Annotated in this window: 15 protein-coding genes and 1 pseudogene; 7 read left to right on the top strand and 9 right to left on the bottom strand. The window is 73.3% G+C overall.

The features are described 5' to 3' along the window. Position 1: 1 nt before the first annotated feature. Both BS73_RS01945 and BS73_RS01950 read right to left on the bottom strand, forming a co-directional pair. On the bottom strand, positions 2-955 hold the full coding sequence (locus tag BS73_RS01945; protein WP_084703767.1) for a ribonucleotide-diphosphate reductase subunit beta: 954 nt from the start codon (positions 953-955) through the stop codon (positions 2-4). Between the two features lie 77 nt (positions 956-1,032). Continuing rightward, entirely contained in the window at positions 1,033-1,839 is an 807-nt protein-coding gene (locus tag BS73_RS01950; protein ID WP_037568731.1) for an SDR family NAD(P)-dependent oxidoreductase, read from the bottom strand. Positions 1,840-2,087: 248 nt separating this feature from the next. Here BS73_RS01950 and BS73_RS39080 point away from each other — a divergent pair, with 248 nt between their 5' ends. Next, positions 2,088-3,416, top strand: coding sequence for an MFS transporter (locus BS73_RS39080; protein WP_037568733.1), 1,329 nt, complete (start codon positions 2,088-2,090; stop codon positions 3,414-3,416). A 55-nt stretch (positions 3,417-3,471) separates the two neighbouring features. On the opposite strand, the pseudogene BS73_RS35740 reads toward BS73_RS39080, so the two are convergent. The 3 genes and pseudogenes from BS73_RS35740 to BS73_RS01970 form a co-directional block, all read right to left on the bottom strand. Next, positions 3,472-4,878, bottom strand: a pseudogene (locus BS73_RS35740) (MFS transporter); the annotation flags it as partial. 57 nt (positions 4,879-4,935) lie between these two features. Beyond that, the gene (locus BS73_RS01965) at positions 4,936-5,727 is read right to left on the bottom strand and encodes a thioesterase family protein (protein ID WP_037568734.1); all 792 of its coding nucleotides are present in this window, start codon (positions 5,725-5,727) and stop codon (positions 4,936-4,938) included. A 22-nt stretch (positions 5,728-5,749) separates the two neighbouring features. Next, entirely contained in the window at positions 5,750-6,379 is a 630-nt protein-coding gene (locus tag BS73_RS01970; protein ID WP_037568735.1) for a TetR/AcrR family transcriptional regulator, read from the bottom strand. Positions 6,380-6,528: 149 nt separating this feature from the next. Here BS73_RS01970 and BS73_RS01975 point away from each other — a divergent pair, with 149 nt between their 5' ends. Continuing rightward, positions 6,529-7,701 carry an acyl-CoA dehydrogenase family protein gene (locus tag BS73_RS01975; protein ID WP_037568736.1) on the top strand — a complete coding sequence of 391 codons (1,173 nt, stop codon included), beginning with the start codon at positions 6,529-6,531 and terminating at the stop codon, positions 7,699-7,701. Positions 7,702-7,718: 17 nt separating this feature from the next. After that, positions 7,719-9,869, top strand: a complete 2,151-nt coding sequence (locus BS73_RS01980) for an acetate--CoA ligase family protein (RefSeq protein WP_051939085.1) — start codon at positions 7,719-7,721, stop codon at positions 9,867-9,869. Positions 9,870-9,873: 4 nt separating this feature from the next. Here BS73_RS01980 and BS73_RS01985 read toward each other — a convergent pair whose 3' ends face one another. Further along, positions 9,874-10,326, bottom strand: a complete 453-nt coding sequence (locus BS73_RS01985) for an Rrf2 family transcriptional regulator (RefSeq protein WP_037568737.1) — start codon at positions 10,324-10,326, stop codon at positions 9,874-9,876. A 112-nt stretch (positions 10,327-10,438) separates the two neighbouring features. Between BS73_RS01985 and BS73_RS01990 the strand changes: the two genes are divergently transcribed. The 4 genes from BS73_RS01990 to BS73_RS02005 all read left to right on the top strand — a co-directional run bounded on the left by BS73_RS01990 (position 10,439) and on the right by BS73_RS02005 (position 14,641). Continuing rightward, on the top strand, positions 10,439-11,083 hold the full coding sequence (locus tag BS73_RS01990) for an NAD(P)-dependent oxidoreductase (RefSeq protein WP_037568738.1): 645 nt from the start codon (positions 10,439-10,441) through the stop codon (positions 11,081-11,083). Positions 11,084-11,196: 113 nt separating this feature from the next. Beyond that, a complete protein-coding gene (locus BS73_RS34350; RefSeq protein ID WP_051939087.1) occupies positions 11,197-12,270 on the top strand; it encodes an LLM class flavin-dependent oxidoreductase in 1,074 nt (357 codons plus the stop codon). A 119-nt stretch (positions 12,271-12,389) separates the two neighbouring features. After that, on the top strand, positions 12,390-13,046 hold the full coding sequence (locus BS73_RS02000) for a nitroreductase family protein (RefSeq protein WP_037568739.1): 657 nt from the start codon (positions 12,390-12,392) through the stop codon (positions 13,044-13,046). Next, on the top strand, positions 13,043-14,641 hold the full coding sequence (locus BS73_RS02005) for an AMP-binding protein (RefSeq protein WP_037568740.1): 1,599 nt from the start codon (positions 13,043-13,045) through the stop codon (positions 14,639-14,641). Before BS73_RS02000 ends, BS73_RS02005 begins: the two co-directional genes overlap by 4 nt. On the opposite strand, the gene BS73_RS02010 is transcribed toward BS73_RS02005, so the two are convergent. From BS73_RS02010 to BS73_RS02020, 3 genes are all read right to left on the bottom strand, one after another. Beyond that, positions 14,628-15,938, bottom strand: a complete 1,311-nt coding sequence (locus BS73_RS02010; protein WP_235215293.1) for a radical SAM protein — start codon at positions 15,936-15,938, stop codon at positions 14,628-14,630. The genes BS73_RS02005 and BS73_RS02010 overlap by 14 nt on opposite strands. Before the next feature lie 162 nt (positions 15,939-16,100). Next, positions 16,101-17,222 carry a Gfo/Idh/MocA family protein gene (locus tag BS73_RS02015; RefSeq protein WP_037568742.1) on the bottom strand — a complete coding sequence of 374 codons (1,122 nt, stop codon included), beginning with the start codon at positions 17,220-17,222 and terminating at the stop codon, positions 16,101-16,103. Beyond that, positions 17,207-17,866: a ThuA domain-containing protein gene (locus tag BS73_RS02020; RefSeq protein WP_037568743.1), complete on the bottom strand. Its 660-nt coding sequence runs from the start codon at positions 17,864-17,866 to the stop codon at positions 17,207-17,209. The genes BS73_RS02015 and BS73_RS02020 overlap by 16 nt, the downstream gene beginning before the upstream one ends. Positions 17,867-18,077 lie beyond the last annotated feature (211 nt).

Genomic DNA, 18,077 nt, shown 5'->3' on the forward strand with positions numbered 1-18,077 from the left:
GTCAGCCTCCGGCGATCTCGGGTTCCAGGGCGGCGATCATCTCCTGGAGGTCCGGCGGCAGCCCGATGCCGACGTCGGAGAGCTTCATGGTGAGCTGGCGGATCATCAGCTGCCGCACCTCCTCAGGGGTCCAGCCCAGCGCGTCCAGGGCGAGGCGGCGGCTGGTCGCGCCGTTGATGAAGAGGATGGTGCGCAGGGTGTCGTGGATCTGGGTGAGCAGCCGCGGGTCCTGCCGCACGGCGTCCCGCAGGTAGCGCATCCCCGCCTGGACGTGCCGGGCCTCGTCCCGGCAGGTGGCGGTGAAACCGGCGTAGTAGCCGGGCAGGAGGCCGCGGTTGCGGCAGTAACTGAGGGTGATCTTCATGACCGAGAGCGCCAGCACGCCCTCGATCCACAGGAAGTAGGTGGTGGCGTAGCGCACCCGGGCCGCCTCGTCCTCGGGGTCCGCGCGCAGGTCGTCGGCCTGGTAAGCGAGGAGGCCGAAGGGGCCGACGAAGGTCTCCGAGACGTACTGGAACGAGTTGTCCAGCACGTCCTGCACGCTCTCGCCGGGGAGTCCGACCACCTCGCGGTAGAAGCGGTCGAAGAAGACCGTGTGCCGGGCCTCGTCCTCGATCTGGCTGGACATGAAGATCTTGGACTCCTCGCTGCCGCCCAGCATGAAGACCGGCAGCTCCACCTCCACCTGGCGCTCGCCGTGGTGGAACCCGGAGGAGACGGCGATGAAGGCCTCCCGCTCCTCCGGCGTCATCCGCTCGTTCCAGTCCCGGACGTCGGGGCCGAAGTCGATCTCGTAGACGTCCCAGCGCTGCCGCAGATAGCGGCGGTAGAGGTCCTCGTAGTCCGGCAGTCTCTTGAGGTCCTTGTGCACGTAGTCCAGGACGTCGTCGATGTCCACGTCCCGGATCCCGCCGAGATCGGACTCCTCGACCTGGGCGACCTTCTCCGCCGACATGTCGGCCACGGTGCCACCGCCGTTCCAAAATTAGAATGTCCCTCTGAAATCAGCATTTCCCAGCGGCTGACGCAGTGTCAAGAAGCGGGCACGGCAAGGCCCAGCTCGGTCAGCAGGTCCTGGGAGTAAGCGATCCGACCGGAGAGCTCGGGCCGCTCGGCGACCGGGGCGCAGCACAGCGCGAGCGCGGCCTCGGCCATCACCGCGGGCGGCTCGGCGTCCGGGTCGTCCATCGTGGTGAGGTGGTGGAAGACCGTCCCCGGGGTGGGCACCACCCGGTTCGGGGCGAGGGCGTTGACGGCGATCCCGTCCTCGTACAGCTCGGCGGCCAGCCCGGTGCTGAAGCGCTCCAGCGCGGCCTTGCACATCCCGTAGACCGTTCCACCGCGCCTGGCGAACGCCGTCGGCGGCAGCGCCGGGTGGCGGGCCGCCCCGGAGGAGACGTTCAGGATCCAGCCCCGTCCGCGCTCCGCCATCTCCGGCACCACCAGCTGCGCCAGCTGCATCGGCGCGTGGACCTGCACCTCGAACATCAGCGCCGCGCGGCGGGCAGTGAACTCCCGGACCGGCGAGAAGAAGGTCACGGCCGCGTTGTTGACCAGGACGTCGACCGGGCCCAGCCGCTCCCGCACCCCGGCCGCGAGCGCCTCCCGCTCCTCGGGGCGGGACAGGTCCGCGGGGAACGCCTCCGCCGTGCCGCCTGCCGCGCGGATGCAGCGCACCGTCTCGCCCAGCGTCCCGGGCAGCCGCCCGGCCACCGGCTCCACGGTACGGGCGCTCACCGCCACCGCCGCGCCCTCGGCGGCGAAGCGCGCCGCGATCGCCGTGCCGATCCCCCTGCTGGCCCCGGTCACCAGCGCCACCCGTCCGTCCAAGCGACCCATCCGCGTACCGCCCCTGAGTTCGGTGACTTCTAGAACGCTGTTCCGGAAAGAGCCTTGGTCCGTGCGGGGCCGGTGTCAAGGGGGCCGCGAGGGCCGGGAGGTGACCCGGCGGTATCGGCTCGATGTATTGACAGCCCCTGGCGCCGCCGGTCTCATGACTGAACAGAATTCTAGGATTTCCGCCCCCCGTGCCACTCCCGCACCACTCCCGCACCACGCCCGCACTGACTCAAAGAGGAGTCGAGGCCATGGGACTGCTCCGGGTCCGAGAACTGCACGAGTATCCGACCGGCGGCCGCCGGATGCGCATTCTGGCGATGGCCGTCCTCGCCATCCTGATCGGCTCCTACGAGGGCGTCATCGCCCCGGTCGTCCCGCTGATGCTGACCGACCTCCACATGACGCTGGCCACCTACGGACTGGTCTCGGCCACCGGAGTGCTGGCCGGCGCGGTGGCCTCGGTGGTCGGCGGACGGCTGGTCGACAACCTCGGCCGGGCCCGGCTGCTGGTCCCGCTGATGGGCTGCACCGCGCTGTGCTGCTTCCTGATGGTGCTGGTGCACAGCCCCACCCAGCTGCTGCTGGCCCGCATCGTGCTGGCCGTCGTGGACGGGATGGCGATGGCCGGGACGGCCCCACTGGTCCGCGACTTCTCGCCCCGGCTGGGCCGCGCCCAGGCCTTCGGCTTCTGGACCTGGGGGCCGGTCGGGGCCAACTTCCTGGCCGCCGCGATCGCCGGGGCCACCCTGCCGTTGTTCGACGACTCCTGGCGCTCGCAGTTCGTCATCATGGGCGTCTTCTCCCTGGTCGTCAGCGTCGTCATCGCGTTCAACATCGCCGACCTCTCGCCGGAGCTGCGGGCCCGCATCCGGCAGACCGAGCAGCACGCCATCGCCACCGCCGACCAGGAGCGGCCGGCGCGCTTCCGCGAGCTGTTCCGGCACCGCAACGTCTGGGCGCATGTGGTCGGCATCGCGCTGTGGCTGGTGATCTACCTGACGCTGTCGCTGCTCGGGCAGACCATGCTGGCCGAGGGCTTCCACCTCTCGGCGGCGACCGCCTCCGCCATCATGTCCGCCTTCTGGTCCCTGGACCTGATCGTGCTGGTGGTGGTCGGACGGCTGTCGGACCGGCTCCAGCTGCGCAAACCGCTCTGTGTGATCGGCACCGTCCTCGGGCTGGGGATCGCCGGGTACCTGGCCTCGCTCCTCCACGACCCCGGCCGGGTGTCCCACCTCCAGCTGATGGTCACCGGTGCACTGCTGGGCGGCGCCCTCGCCCTCGCCTACAGCCCGTGGATGGCGAACTTCTCCGAGGACGCGGAGGACATCGACCCGCGGCTGCAGGGCAGTGCCTGGGGGCTCTTCGGCGGACTGTCCAAGGGGATGGCGGTGGTGGTGCTCTTCGTCGTCCCGCGCGCGGTGTCGGCGATCGGCTGGGACGGCTGGATGTTCATCGGCGTGGTGTGCCTGGCCGCCTTCGTGCCCGCGGTGTTCCTCTTCCGCGGCCCATGGCGGCCGAACCGGGGGCGGGCGCCGGCGGCCGAGGCGCGGCAGCCCCTGCAGACGGTGGACTGACCGCGGCCGGGGCGCCCGCGCCCGCCCGGTCCGGCAGGCAGGCCAGCAGTCCGAGCACCGCGATCGCGGTCAGCACGCCGAGGGTGAGGCGGTAGCCGTCGGTCAGCCGGCCGACCGCGGCGGGGGAGAGCCGGGACAGTGTGCCGGCGAACACCTGCGCGCGCAGCGCCACCGGCAGCAGGCTGGTGACCAGCGAGAGCGCCAGCGCGTTGCTCACCACCACCCCGGTGTTCTGCACCATCAGCCGCATCGCGTTGACGATGCCGACCCGGTCCGGCGGCAGCCCGTCCAGCATGCCGGTGGTGTTGGCCGGCATGAAGAGGCCGGAACCGGCGCCCAGCACCACCAGTGCCAGGCCCACCGGCGGATAGCCGGACCCGGGGGTGAGGAAGAGCAGCAGCAGGACCAGGCCGAGGGTCGCGGCCGCGCTGCCCAGCGCCGCCACCCGCCGCGCCCCCAGCCGCGCCGCCAGCGGCCCCGAGCAGGCCGAGGCGGTCATCGCGGCCACCGGGACCGGCAGCACCCGCACCCCGGCGGAGACCGGGTCCTGGCCGTGGGCGGCCTGGTAGAAGAGCGCGACCAGCAGCAGTACGGCCATCCGCGCCGCCGCGTTCAGGAACGCCGCCAGCAGGCCGAACCCGAAGGTCCGGTCGGCGAACAGCCGGACGTCCACCACCGGATGCGCGGTACGCCGCTCCACCACGGCGAAGACCGGCAGCAGTGCCGCGAAGAGCCCCAGCCCGACCAGGACCACCGGGTCGCTCCAGCCGCGCTCCCCGACCTGGGTCAGGCCGAAGAGCAGGCCGCCGAGCGAGGCCAGCACCAGCAGGTTCCCCGGCAGATCGATCCCGCGCTGCCGACCGGTGCCGCCGGTGCGGCGCAGCACCACCGCTCCCCAGAGCAGGGCGAGGACGCCGACCGGGACGTTGAACCAGAACACCCACTGCCAGCCGAACCGGTGGGTGAGGAAGCCGCCCAGCGTCGGCCCGACCAGCTGGGCGACCGAGAAGGAGGCGATGTAGATCCCCATCCCGCGGCCCAGATGCCGGCGCGGGAAGGCGTCGGTGAGCAGTGCCGCGCTGTTGGTCAGCAGCATCGCCCCGCCGGCCGCCTGCACCACCCGCAGCCCGACCACCCACCAGGCGCCGGGGGCGAAGCCGAGGAGCATGCTGGTCCCGGTGTAGGTGGCGAGGCCCCAGAGGTACAGCGCCCGCCGGCCGAACAGGTCCGCGAGCCGGCCGAAGACCACCATCAGCACGGTGTTGGCCAGCATGAAGGAGAGCAGCATCCAGTCCGCGGCCGCGGCTCCGGCGTGGAAGTGCCGTACCACGTCGGGCAGTGCGACGTTCAGCGAGCTGCTGCCCAGTGCGGTGAGGATGCTGGCCAGGCCGACCACGGACAGCGCCCGCCAGGCGTACCGCAGCTGCTCCCGCTCGGTGGGCGGCGCGGGGGAGTCGGGCATGCAGCGGACAATACTGGAATCCGGTTCGGTCCGGGAGACGGCCTGGGGCCCGCCAAGTCAGCGGGGGTTGGCGACCGCCGTGGTGACGCAGTAGCCGATCGGCCCGGTGGCGTCGTGCAGCGTGCAGCAGCCGACCGCGATGCCGTCCTCGCTGCTGTGGCCGCCGGACTCCATCCCCACCGCCTCGGAGAGCGGCAGCCGGCTGAGGGTGAGGGTGTAGTCCGCGTTGATGAACTCCAGCCCGTCCTCCCCGGCGTGCACCAGCGGGCTCGCGGTGTCCGCGGCCAGCGCGGCCCGTACGAACGGGCTCAGCGACTCGCCGGCCACCAGCGGCCGGGCCTCCCGCAGCCACATCCGGCGCGGCTGGTCGCCGGCCTCGTGCCAGAGGGTGATCGGGCGGTTCCCGGCGTCGAAGAGCCGGATCGGCAGCAGGCTGCCGGCCGGCCCGGGCAGCTCCTCCGGCGGCGGGGCGTCCCACGGGGGCGTGCTCGGCACCCTCCCGGCCGGCTGCTCGGTGCGGCGCAGCAGTACGGCGGAGGCGCGGGCGATCGCCCCGCCGCCGCTCTCCACCTCCGCGTCCACCACCCGGATCCGCCGCCCGTCCCGCACCCGCTCGGTGCGCACCCGCAGCGGCTCCAGCGGGGCGTTGCGGAACAGGTCCACGGTCAGCCGGGTGAAGTGCAGCCCCTCCTCGCCGTGCCCGGCCTCCATGGCGCGGGCCATCAGGCCGCCGAGCAGCCGGCCGTGCAGCATGTCCGCGGACCACCAGCTGCGGGCGTGCGGGGCGGGGATCAGCTCGTGGCCGTCGCGGACGGTGAAGTACGGGTCCTGCTGCTCGGTCTGGGCCACGCCGGCTCCTTCTGTCGGTCCGTCAGTCCTGTGCCGCGTCGTCCTCCGCCGGGGCGAGCCGGCGGATGAGGAGGATGGCGGCGTCCGCGATCCGGTCGGCCTCGCGCCGGCCGGCCGAGGTGGCGATCTCCCGGCCCGCCTCGCCGATGACCGTGGTCAGCACGGCGACCGTCATCCGGTCGACCGCCTCGGTCCCGACGCCGAGGAGCACGGCGTTCTGCCGGACCCATTCCCGCCCCCGGGTGCGCCGGACCAGCTCGAAGCCGGGCGGCCCGTCCCCGTCCATGAAGAGCCGGGCCAGGTCGCGGCGCTGCCAGGAGCCCTCGAGGAAGGCCCGGGCGCCGAGGATGAAGAGTGCCAGCGGGTCCGCCTCGCCGGCCGTCCTGGCCTTGGCCACGGCCGCCGAGGCGGCGTGCTCCAGGGCCTGCTGGTGGTCCTCCCACAGGGCGAGGAAGAGTTCCGCCTTCCCGCCGAAGTGGTGGTAGAGGCTGCCCACACTGGACCCCGCCCGGCGCACCACCTCGGCCACGCTCGCCTCGGCGAAGCCCTGCTCGCAGAAGACCTCGCGGGCCGCGTCAAGCAGCACCCGCCGGGTCTCCGCGGTGCGGCTCCACTGCCAGGCGCCGCCCGTCCTGCCGGTCCTGCCCGCCATCGGTCCTCCCGGGGTGCCGCTGGGCCGTTCGCACGGAGTGTACCGAGCGGCATTCTGGAATCCGGCACCTTGACACCGCTCCGGACGGGCCGCAGTCTGAGTCTGATTCCTAGAGCTTCATTCTAAAACTGGCAAGGGGGCCCGCCTCGATGGTCGACTTCTCCCTCAACGACGAGGAACGTCAGATCCGCGACACCGTGCGGACGTTCATCACCCGCGAGGTCGTCCCGCTCGAACCCGAGGTGCTGCGCAACGAGCGCGCCGGCCGCCCGGGGCTGGAGCCGGACGTCCTCGCCGACCTGCGGGCCAAGGCCCGCGGCGCCGGCTTCTGGGGCGTCAACACGCCCGAGGAGTACGGCGGGATGAACCTGGGCGCGGTGATGAGCGCGATCCTCGCCATGGAGACCGGCCGCACCTTCGTGCCGTTCAGCTTCGGCGGCAGCGCCGACAACATCCTCTACGGCTGCGACGAGGAGCAGAAGCAGCGCTACCTGCTGCCCACCATCGAGGGCGAGCGCCGCTCCTGCTTCGCCATCACCGAGCCGGGCGCCGGCTCCGACGCGCGCAACATCCGCACCCGGGCCGTCCGGGACGGCGGGGACTGGGTGATCAACGGCGAGAAGACCTTCATCACCAACGGCAACGAGGCCGACTTCGTGATGGTCTTCGCGGTCACCGACCCCGAGAAGGGTGCCGACGGCGGGGTGACCTGCTTCCTGGTCGACCGGGACATGGGCTGGAAGTCCGAGCCCATCCCGACCATGGGCCAGTGGGGACCGGCCTCGCTGGTCTTCGACGACGTCCGGGTGCCGGCGGCCAACGTCCTGGGCGAGCTGGGCCAGGGCTTCAACCTGGCCATGCGCTGGATCGGCCAGGGCCGGTACATGATCCCGGCCCGCGCGATCGGCTCCGCAGAGCGGCTGCTCCAGATGGCCGTCGACTACGCCAAGATCCGGCAGTCCATGGGCCATCCGATCGCCGACTACCAGGCCATCCAGTGGCAGATCGCGGACTCCGCGATCGACATCGAGTCCACCAAGTGGCTGACCCTGTACGCGGCCTGGCGGGTGCAGCAGGGGCTGGACGCCCGGCACGCCTCCTCCCTCGCCAAGCTGGACGGGGCCGTGATGGCCAACCAGGTGGTGGACCGGGTGCTGCAGATCCACGGCGGCATGGGCTACACCAAGGAGCTGCCGATCGAGCGCTGGTACCGCGAGCTGCGGCTGCTGCGGATCTTTGAGGGCACCGACGAGATCCAGCGCCGCACCATCGCCCGCAACCTCCTCAAGGGACACGTCCGGCTCGGCGGCATCGGCGAGTGACCGGGGGAGGAGCGGGCTTGACCACCACACGTACCGTGCCCTCCCCGGACGACCTGCGGGCGCTCTTCCGGCCGAGCTCCATCGCGCTGGTCGGCGCCACCGACAAGTCCGGCTGGTCCCTCTCCACCTTCGACAACCTCCGCCGGCACGGCTTCGCCGGCAAGGTCCACCTGGTCAACCCGCGCACCGAGGTGGTGCACGGCGAGCCCGCCCACCGCGGGCTGGCCGAGATCGGCGAACCGGTGGACCTGGCGTATGTGATGGTCCCGACCCCGGCCGTGCTGCCGGTGCTCCGCGAGGGCGCGGCGGCCGGCGTCCGGCACTACGTCGTCCTCACCGCGGGCTTCGGCGAGACCGGCGAGGAGGGCCGCCTGCGGGAGGAGGAGATCAGCCGCTTCGCCGCCGAGAACGGACTGACCCTCCTCGGCCCCAACGGCAACGGCTACATCAACGCCGCCGCCGGGACCACCCCGTACGGCCTGCCGATCCCGGCCCCGCTGCGGTCCGGGCCGGTCGGGGTGGTGCTGCAGAGCGGGGCACTGGCCAGCTCGGTGCTGGCCTTCGCCCAGGCCCGCAACCTCGGCCTCAGCCTCCTCACCTCGATGGGCAACGAGGCCCTGGTCTCCACCACGGACGTGATGTCCTACCTGGTGGACGACCCGGACACCCGGGTGATCGCGCTCTTCCTGGAGTCGGTACGGCATCCCGAGGAGTTCGCCCGGGTCTGCCGGGCGGCGGCGCGGGCCGGGAAGCCGGTGGTGGCACTGAAGATCGGCACCAGCGCGATCGCCTCGCACACCGCCCAGGCGCACACCGGGGCACTGGTCGGTGACGACCGGGTGATCGACGCGGCCTTCCGGCGACTCGGCGTGGTCCGGGTGCACTCGCTGGAGGACCTGATCATCACGGCCGGACTGCTGGCCGAGGTGGGCCGGGTGGACGGCCGCCGGATCGGCGTGGTCACCCCGTCCGGCGGCGCCTCCGAGATCATTGCCGACCGGGCCGAGCAGGAGGGCCTGGAACTCCCGGAGTTCACCCCGGAGACGGTGGCCCGGCTCAAGGGACTGCTGCCGGAGTTCGCCACCCCGGCCAACCCGCTGGACGTCACCGGCTACGTGGTGGTGGACCGCACGCTCCTCGGCCGGGCGCTGGACGTGGTCGCCGACGATCCCGGCATCGACGCGGTGCTGCTCCTCTCCGACCTGCCGCGGACGGCGCCGGCCGCCCCGGAGGCGGCGATCCGGGTGGCCGAGGCCAACGCCGAGCGGATCCGGCGGGCGCGGGTGCCGGTGATGGTGGTCGGCAACGTCCTCACCGACGTCACCGAGTTCGGCCGCCAGGTGCAGGCGCGCACCGGCTTCCCGTACGTGGCCGGCGGGATCGAGCACGGGATGACCGCGATCGGCCACCTCGTCCGCTGGTCGAGGGCGGTGGGCCGGGCGTCGGCGGAGGCGCGGACGGGCGCGGAGGCGCGAACCGGCCCATCGCCGTCACCGGCGGCGGTGACCCCCGGCGCGCCCGGCGAGCTGTGGGCCGAGCACCGGGCGGCCGCCCTGCTGGCCGAGCACGGCGTCCCCGTGGTCCCGTCCCGCCTGGCCGCCGACGAGGCGGAGGCGGTGCGCGCGGCCGAGGAGTTCGGCTATCCCGTCGTCCTCAAGGCGGCGGCCGACGGCCTCGGCCACAAGTCCGACATCGGCGGCGTCCGTCTCGGCCTGGCCGGTCCCGACCAGGTCCGGGCCGCCCACCGGGAGTTGGCGTCCATCCTGGCCGACCGCGGACTCCCAGGCGCCGGGACGCTGGTCCAGCCCCAGCGCACCGGCGGGGTGGAACTCCTGGTGGGCATCGTGCGCGACCCGGCCTGGGGGCTGACCCTGGCGGTGGGCCTCGGCGGCGTCTGGGTCGAGGTCCTGCGGGACAGCGCCCTGCGCCTCCTCCCGGTCACCCCGTCCGAGGTCCGCGAGGCCCTCCGGGAACTCCGCGGCTATCGCCTGCTGACGGGCGTCCGCGGCGGAGAGCCGGCCGACCTCGACCGGCTCGCCGAGGTCGTGACCGCCATCGGGGAGGCGGCCGCCTCCCTGGGGCCGGGGCTCTCCGCGCTGGAGGTGAACCCGCTGCTGGTGCGCGGGGACGTGATCGAGGCGCTGGACGCCCTGATCAGCTGGTCCTGACCCGTCATCCCGCCCGGGCCGGCTCCGCGTCCGCGTCCCTGTCCGCTTCCGCCTCCAGCATGTCCGCCACGGTGGTGCGGCGGAGATCGGTGAGGAGGGCGTCGAGGGCGCGGCGGTCCAGGGCGAGGAGGTTGCGGTGCACCCGCCGGCCGACCGGGCAGTCCGGCTGCGGCACGTGGACGCCGAGCACCGGGTCCTCGCCGTTGACCGCCAGCCAGACCAGCGAGAGGTCGATCGCGCCGGGCTCGCGCTCCAGCGTCCAGCCGCCGTGCGGGCCCGGCTGGGAGCGCACCAGCCCGGCCGACCGCAGCCGGCCGAGGATCCGCCGGACATGGGCGGCGTTGGTCGCGGGACTGCCGGCCAGGGACTGCGAGTCCAGCCATGCGCCGGGCGAGCCGGCCAGCAGCGTGAGCAGATGGACGGCCACCGCGAACCGGGTGTTCGTGGGTTGGGCCATGACCTCATGCTACGGCCTTCGCCGGAAACCGTGCGCATGGCTGTTACAGTTGGCCGGGTAATCCGTAACCATCGCAGTTGCGAATTCCCCATCTGCTTCGAAGGAGTACCCCATGGCCGTCATCACCGTCTTCGGCGCCACCGGCTACGCCGGCGGTCACCTCACCGACGAGGCCCTCCGCCGCGGCCACGAGGTCATCGCGGTCAACCGCACCGGCAGCGCCGAGGCCCGGCCCGGCGTCACTCCGGTCGCCGGCTCGGTGGCCGACGAGAAGCTGGTGCGCGACCTGGCGGCCAAGTCCGACGTGCTGGTCGTGGCCGTCCACGGCAGTGCGGACGGCAAGCCGTTCCTGCTGCCGCTGGTGCCCTCGCTGCTGGCGGCCGCGAGCGCGGGCGGCGCCCGGATCGGCGTGGTCGGCGGGGCCGGCAGCCTGCGGGTCGCCGACGGCGGGCCGCGGCTGATCGACACCCCCGACTTCCCGGACGCCTACAAGGCCGAGGCCGGCTCGCACGCCCAGGTGCTGGACGCCCTGCTGGCCGCCGACACCGACGTGGACTGGTTCTACGTCAGCCCGGCCGCCGAGTTCGGCGCCTGGGTGCCCGGCGAGCGCACCGGCGCCTTCCGGCTCGGCGACGACGTGCTGGTCGCCGACGCCGAGGGCCGGTCCTTCATCTCCGGGGCCGACTACGCCATCGCCTTCCTCGACGAGATCGACCGCCCGGCCCACCACAAGGCCCGCTTCACGGTGGCCTACTGAGCCGCGGCTGACCGGCCCGGACGCTGACGGGCCGTCAGGGGTGGTCACAGGCGGGGGAGTTCGCCCTAGGGTTGGCCCGGGTCTTCCTCTCCTCGTGCTGGAGGTCAGAGCTCATGGGCGCGCTCAGCGACGGGACCGACACCCTCAAGTTCGTCCACACCTACGGAGCCGGCCTCCACTCCCGGGAGCGGGATCCGGACGTCCACGACCCCCGCTGGCAGCGGCGGCAGGTCGATGACTTCATCGAGTTCACCGTGCTGGCCGAGGAGTTGGGCTTCGACGGGGTGACCGTCACCGAGCACCACGCCCCGCTGATGACCTGCCCCTCGCCGCACCTCCTGCTGGCCGCCGCGGCCGTCCGGACCAGCCGCATCCGGCTGGGCACCGCCGTGACCGTGCTGCCGCTCTACAGCCCGCTCCGCGTCGCCGAGGAGGCCGGCCTCCTCGACCTCCTCAGCGGCGGCCGCTTCGAGCTCGGCCTCGGCCGCGGCATCCCCGGCGAGGCGCAGGTCGCCATGGGCCGGGAGCTGGGCGAGGCGGAGCTCAAGCGGGCCTGGATCGAGGGCCTGGAACTGGTGGACCTCGCGCTGACCCAGCGGGAGTTCACCTTCGACGGCGAGTTCTTCCCGGTCACCCGGCCCACCACCCTCGCCACCCGTCCCCTCCAGGACCGGCTGCCGGTCTGGCTGGGCGGATCCAGCGCCGAGACGATGGGCTTCGCCGCCGCCCGCGGCTGGAACATCATGCGCAACTTCGGCAGCGACCAGGAGCACCGGGACGCCCTGGACGCCTACGTCAAGACCGCCGCCGAGCACGGGCACACCCGCTCCGGCGCCAACCTCATGGTGGAGCGCTTCGTCGGCGTCGCCGCCACCGAGGAGGAGGCCGAGCGCAACCTGGTCGACCTCTCCCGGGCCTTCGGCGCCTTCCGCGCCTTCTACGCCGCCGGCGGCAGGCGGCCGATACCGGCCACCGACGGCGAGTTCCAGGTGGACCACTCCGCCGCGCACCCCACCCGCCCGGCGATCGCCGTCTCCGGCACCCCCGAGCAGGTCGTCGAGGCGCTCCAGCAGACCGTCGACCGCACCGGCGCCCGCCGCCTCCTGGTGGAGACCTTCACCCTGGAGGAGACCCGCCTCTTCGCCCGCGAGGTGATGCCGGCCCTGCGGGAGCGCAACGGCGGCTGATCCGCCGCCACGGGGAGTCCGGGCCGGGGGGCTGTTGCCCGCGCACGCCCGCGCGGCCATGATGACCGGGCGAAGACCCCGATCGGCCGGGCGGCGACCCGGCCGGAGCTGGAGGACGAGTGGCGCCGGACGACCTGACCGCCTGGGAGGCTCTGCACTCCACCCCCGCCCGGCGCTACCTCGCCCCGGACCCCATCCCCGAGCCCGTCCTCTGGGAGATCCTGGACGCGGCGATCCGCGGCCCCTCCGGCGGCAACCGCCAGCAGTGGGGCTGGGTGGTGGTCACCGACCGGCGGACCAAGGACCGGGTCGCCGAGTGGTACCGGGCGAACTGGCAGGCCGCGTACGGACGGCACCGAGAGGAGATCCTCAACGCACCACCGGACGCCGGCGGTCTGAGCCCGCGCGGCTTCCTCGGCGCCGAGCACCTGGCGCAGCACATCCAGGAGGCCCCGGTCTGGGTCTTCCCGGTGCTGCGGCACGCCGCCGACGCCGACAGCCCCCGGGTGGGCGCCTCCATCTACGGCGCCGTCCAGCAGCTCTGCCTGGCCGCCCGGGTCCGCGGCATCGGCACCTCCCTCACCACCCTCTACGGCGGCCACGAGGACGAGCTCCGCGCCCTCCTCGGCTTGCCGGAGGACGCGCTGACCATGGCGCTGATCCCGATGGGCTATCCGGCCCGCGGCGCCTGGGCGCAGCCCAGGCGCCGCCCGGTGGAGGAGGTCGTCCACTGGAACCGGTGGGGGGAGACCCGGCCGCGCGAGGAGAAGCGGTGAGCGGCGGGCCCGACCGCCTCGACTCGCTCTCCTTCGAGCCGCTGACCCCGGTCTCGTACCTGGACCGCGCGGCCGCCGCGCACGGCGATCGGACCGCCGTGGTGGACGGCGGCCGGCGCTGGACCTACGCCCAACTCCACGACCGCTGCCGCCGCCTGGCCGGCGCACTGGCCCCGCTGGCGCGGAACAGGCCGGTGGCCGTCCTGGCGCCCAACACCCATGTGATGCTGGAGGCGCACTTCGGCGTGCCCTGGGCGGGGGTGCCGCTGGTGCCCGTCAACACCCGGCTGGCGGCCGGCGAGGTGGCCCGCATCCTGGAGCACTCCGAGGCCGCCGTCCTGATCCACGACCCGGCCTTCGACGAGGTGGTCGCGGACGCCCTGGCCCGGCTCGACGCCCCGCCGGTGCTCGTGCGGGCGGGGGAGGGGTACGAGCGGCTGCTCGCCGGAGCCGAGCCGGGCGCGCGCACCCCCGCCGACGAGCGGGCGCTGCTCTCCCTCAACTACACCTCCGGCACCACCGGCCGCCCCAAGGGCGTGATGTACCACCACCGCGGGGCCTATCTCCAGGCCCTGGCCATGGTCGGGCACACGGGTCTCTCGCCCTCGGCGGTCCACCTCTGGACGCTGCCGATGTTCCACTGCAACGGCTGGTGCTTCCCCTGGGCGGTGACCGCGGCGGCCGCCACCCACGTCTGCCTGCCCAGGGTCGAACCCGCCGAGGTGTGGCGGCTGATCCGGGAGGAGGGCGTCACCCACCTCAACGGCGCGCCGACGGTGCTCTCCATGCTGGCCTACGCCCCCGAGGCCGGGCCGCTGCCGCACCCCGTGCGGGTGGCGACTGGCGGGGCCCCGCCGTCCCCGGCGATCCTGCGCCGGATGGGCGAGTTGGGCTTCGAGGTCACCCACCTCTACGGCCTGACCGAGACCTTCGGGCCCGCCATGCTCTGCGACTGGCGCCCGGAGTGGGACGGCCTGGACGCCGGCGCCCAGGCCCGCCTGAAGGCCCGGCAGGGCGTGGGCAACATGATCGCCTGCCAGGCCCGGGTGGTCGCGAAGGACGGCGGCGAGGTGCCCGCCGACGGCACGGCCGTCGGCGAGATCGCGCTGCGCGGCAACAACGTCATGCTCGGCTACTTCAAGGACCCGGAGGCCACCGCGCAGGCGGCCCCCGACGGCTGGTTCCGCACCGGCGACCTGGGGGTGCGGCATCCCGACGGGTACATCGAACTCCGCGACCGCAGCAAGGACATCATCGTCTCGGGCGGCGAGAACATCGCCTCCGTCGAGGTCGAGCAGGCCCTCGCCGAGCACCCGGCCGTCCTGGAGGCCGCCGTGGTCGCCGCCCCCCACGAGAAGTGGGGGGAGGTCCCCGTCGCCTACGTGGCCCTCCACGAGGGCGCGGCGGCCACCGCGGACGAGCTGATCGCGTTCGTCCGCGAGCGGCTCGCCCACTTCAAGGCACCCGAGTCGGTGTGCTTCGGCCCGCTCCCGAAGACCTCCACCGGCAAGATCCAGAAGTTCGTCCTCCGCGACCGCGCCGGTCGCGACCGCGCCGTCCGCGACCGCGCCGCTCGCGGTGTCAGGCCCCGCTGACCGCCGCGCCCTCCTCGGCCGCGCCGTCCTCCGCCGGAAGGCTGTCCATGAAGGAGCTGACGGAGAAGACGGCGTTGCCCGGACCGGGCGGGCCGTAGCCGGGCGGGGAGGACAGGCCGTGCTCCGCCAGCGTCGAGCGGTACACGTCCAGCAGCCGGATGTGGTACTCCAGCGGCGCGCCCTGCGGATTGGCCTTGCCCAGCGGGGTGGTGGGCTCCGGGCACCAGGTGGTGAACCGTGGGGTGATCCCCCGGGACATGAAGTAGTGCAGCCCCTCGGCGGTGGAGGCGATCGCCTCGTCGACCGTGGTGAAGCCGAAGGGCTCGGCCATCTCCACGCCCGCCACGAAGTTGGGGATGACGTTGCGCGGCCCGAAGACCTCGGCGGAGTCCAGGATCCGGCGGTGCCACTCGGCGCGGCCGACGTACCGCTCCTTGCCCGGGCAGTAGAGCTGGAACAGCCGCTCGTCCCAGACCTCGTAGTTGGGGTGGTAGATCTGCACCCCGTAGTCCTTGAAGCGCTGGACGTCGGCCTTGGGCAGGGCCTGGGCGACGACCTTGCCGATCCAGCGGCCGGGGAAGCGCTCCTCGATGGCGCGGGCGTACTCGCCGTAGAAGTCGGCCTCGTCCTTGCCGCCCACGTGCGAGGTGATCGCGCCGCCGGTGAGGGTGTACGCGGTGGAGGTCCTGGCGGTGTCGTAGCGGTCGATGATCTCCAGCGCCTCCAGCACCTCCTCGACCGGCTTGACCCCGGTGTAGGGGCGGCCGGCGGCCTTGTGCTGGCGCCAGTTGTGGTTGATGTCGCAGTACTGGCACTCCTCCTTGGCGCCGAAGTACTGGCAGACCCGGAAGGCGGTCAGATAGATGAGGTAGCCCCACTGGATGGTCGGGGCGACCTCCATCACCGACTTCCCGTTGGCCAGGGTGTGCCGGTAGTACTCCGGCATCGGCGGCAGGCCGACGTCCGCGATCCGCCGCCCGTCCAGGTACAGCCCGAGCATCCCGTCCTCACCCGGCTTGACCAGGTAGGGGGAGGCGGGGTTGACCCGCACCGACACCACCGTCCGCCGCAGCCCGTAGGGGCCGCCGGTCAGCACGATCTCCTCCGGCGGGCGGTTGAGGGCGGCGGCGCCCAGCTCCGGAAGGGTGCGGTGGTCGAAGGAGAAGATGAAGTAGGACTTCGGCTTGACGTCGCCGTCCTCGTTGCCGCTGAGCGCGGAGTCGTCGAAGGCGATCCCGCCGCGCAGCAGGTCTTCCTTGATCACGGCTTCCCGCGGCACGTGCGAGAACCGTTCCATCAGGTCCTCGACCAGCGCGGTCCGATTGGCTGCTGACACTTCCTGCACTTCCTGAGCTCTCTGTGGCCGGTCGGCTCATTCCTGTGCTCGAGGCGGACGCGCCGCGAACGCCATACGACGTTATCAGCCGCCCGGTCAACGCCTCCGGCAGGCCTGCGGCCGTCAGCTCTCCCCGGGGCGGGCGCCGAGCGGGACGGCCGCCGGGCGTGCGCAGTCGGTGGTGGTCTCGACGGCGCGGCCGGTCTCGCCGGAGGCGAGCAGGGCCTCCATCACCTCCAGGACGTGGAGGGCGAGTTCGCCGGAGGCGCGGTGGGCGGTGCCCCCGGCCAGGGCGCCGGCCAGGTCGGCGACCCCGTAGCCGCGGGAGGCGTCCTGGTAGCCGCCGCTCACCGGCAGGTCCCGCCAGCCCTCCTCCCCGGCGCGGAAGAGGCGGACCCGGCCGTCGAAGCCGTTGGGGTCCGGGACGGAGAGCGAGCCGCCGGTGCCGTAGACCTCGATCCGGGGCAGCTGCGCCGCCCACACCTCGAAGCTCATCACCAGGGTGGAGAGGGCGCCGCCCGCGTGCTCCAGCACGCCGGTGACGTGGGTGGCGACCTCGACCGGGAACTCGGTGCCGGCCCGCGGTCCGCTGCCGACGGTGCGGGTCGCGCGGGCCGTGGAGGAGAGGCCGGTGACCCGGCGGACCGGACCGAGGAGGGTGACCAGTGCGGTCAGGTAGTACGGGCCCATGTCGAGCAGCGGGCCGCCGCCCGGGCGGTAGTAGAACTCCGGGGCGGGGTGCCAGCGTTCGTGGCCCGGGGTGGTCATGAAGGCGGTGGCGGCGACCGGTGTGCCGATCTCCCCGGCGTCCAGGCTCGCCCTCGCGGTCTGCACGCCGGTGCCGAGGACGGTGTCGGGGGCGCAGCCGACCCTGACCCCGGCCCGCTCGGCGGCGGCGAGCAGTTCCCGCCCCTCGGCGGCGGTGGCGGCCAGCGGCTTCTCGCCGTAGACGTGCTTGCCCGCGGCGATGGCGGAGTGCGCGACCTCGGCGTGGGCGGCCGGCACGGTCAGGTTGAGCACCAGGTCGACCTCGTCCGCGGCGTACAGCTCGGACAGGGTGAGGGCGCGGGCGCCGGGGACGGTGGACGCGGTGGCCCGCGCGCGCTCCGGGTCCAGGTCGGCCACGGCGGTCAGTTCGAGGCCGTCCAGCCGGGGGAGGGTGTCCAGATAGGCGGCGCTGATCTGGCCGGCCCCCACCAGGCCTATCCGCAGCGGTTTCTGACCGGAAGTCAGCGGGTCGCCCATCGCATGCCCCTCCGGATCATCGAGTCGACCTCGGGGATCTCGAGGTCGGCGAGGTGGTGGCCGATGGCGGTGACGAAGACGCGGCCGGCGCCCCAGCGGCGGGTCCAGGTGACCGGGACGACCGTTCCGGCCAGTTCGGGGTGGTCGGGATCGGGTTCGTAGACCGAGTCGGCGAGGACCTCCACGGTGGGGTCGAGGTGGAGGTAGTACTGCTCGCTGGTCACGGTGAACGGCCCGATCCCGGCCAGCACCGGGTGGTCCGCCCGCTCGGCCCGCGGGCGCACCCGGTAGGTGCTGAACTCGCGCGGGTGGTGGACGAACTGACCGCCCGTCATCAGCTGGTAGCGGGTGTCGGAGCGGAAGGCGTCGATGATCCCGCCGTGCCAGCCGGCCAGCCCGGTGCCGGCCCGGACCGCGGCGGACAGGGCGGCGGACTGCTCGCCGGTGATCGTGCCCATCGTCCAGCACTGCACGATCAGGTCGGTGCCGGCCAGCAGTTCGGCGTCCAGGTAGCTGTCCAGGGTGTCGGAGACGGTCACCGCGTAGCCGTCCTCCTTGAGCGCCCCGGCGTACCGGTCGCTCGCCCGGACCGGGCTGTGGCCCTCCCAGCCGCCGCGGACGACCAGGGCCTGCTTCTCGGTCATGGCGTGCTCTTCTCTTCCTGCTCGGTGCGGTCCCGCCAGACGCGCCCGGCGGTGAAGCCGGGTCGCGAGGCCGAGGGCGGAGAGGCGGCGCCGGATCGCGGAGGCCGCCGAGGAGGGTCTCCTCGGCGGCCTCCGCCCCTGCTGCGGTGGTCGTCTGCCTTTCGGGTCCCGGCCGCGCCGACCGGAGGTTCGTGGGCGGTGCGAAGGGACC

Source organism: Phaeacidiphilus oryzae TH49 (assembly GCF_000744815.1).
GTDB classification, from domain to species: Bacteria; Actinomycetota; Actinomycetes; order Streptomycetales; family Streptomycetaceae; genus Phaeacidiphilus; species Phaeacidiphilus oryzae.

Coding starts and splice junctions, on each gene's coding strand:
- BS73_RS02020 (WP_037568743.1), bottom strand. CDS start 17,866: ATGACCGAGAAGCAGGCCCTGGTCGTCCGCGGCGGCTGGGAGGGCCAC.
- BS73_RS02015 (WP_037568742.1), bottom strand. CDS start 17,222: ATGGGCGACCCGCTGACTTCCGGTCAGAAACCGCTGCGGATAGGCCTG.
- BS73_RS01985 (WP_037568737.1), bottom strand. CDS start 10,326: ATGGCCCAACCCACGAACACCCGGTTCGCGGTGGCCGTCCATCTGCTC.
- BS73_RS01970 (WP_037568735.1), bottom strand. CDS start 6,379: ATGGCGGGCAGGACCGGCAGGACGGGCGGCGCCTGGCAGTGGAGCCGC.
- BS73_RS01990 (WP_037568738.1), top strand. CDS start 10,439: ATGGCCGTCATCACCGTCTTCGGCGCCACCGGCTACGCCGGCGGTCAC.
- BS73_RS02010 (WP_235215293.1), bottom strand. CDS start 15,938: ATGGAACGGTTCTCGCACGTGCCGCGGGAAGCCGTGATCAAGGAAGAC.
- BS73_RS01975 (WP_037568736.1), top strand. CDS start 6,529: ATGGTCGACTTCTCCCTCAACGACGAGGAACGTCAGATCCGCGACACC.
- BS73_RS01950 (WP_037568731.1), bottom strand. CDS start 1,839: ATGGGTCGCTTGGACGGACGGGTGGCGCTGGTGACCGGGGCCAGCAGG.
- BS73_RS01945 (WP_084703767.1), bottom strand. CDS start 955: ATGTCGGCGGAGAAGGTCGCCCAGGTCGAGGAGTCCGATCTCGGCGGG.
- BS73_RS34350 (WP_051939087.1), top strand. CDS start 11,197: ATGGGCGCGCTCAGCGACGGGACCGACACCCTCAAGTTCGTCCACACC.
- BS73_RS39080 (WP_037568733.1), top strand. CDS start 2,088: ATGGGACTGCTCCGGGTCCGAGAACTGCACGAGTATCCGACCGGCGGC.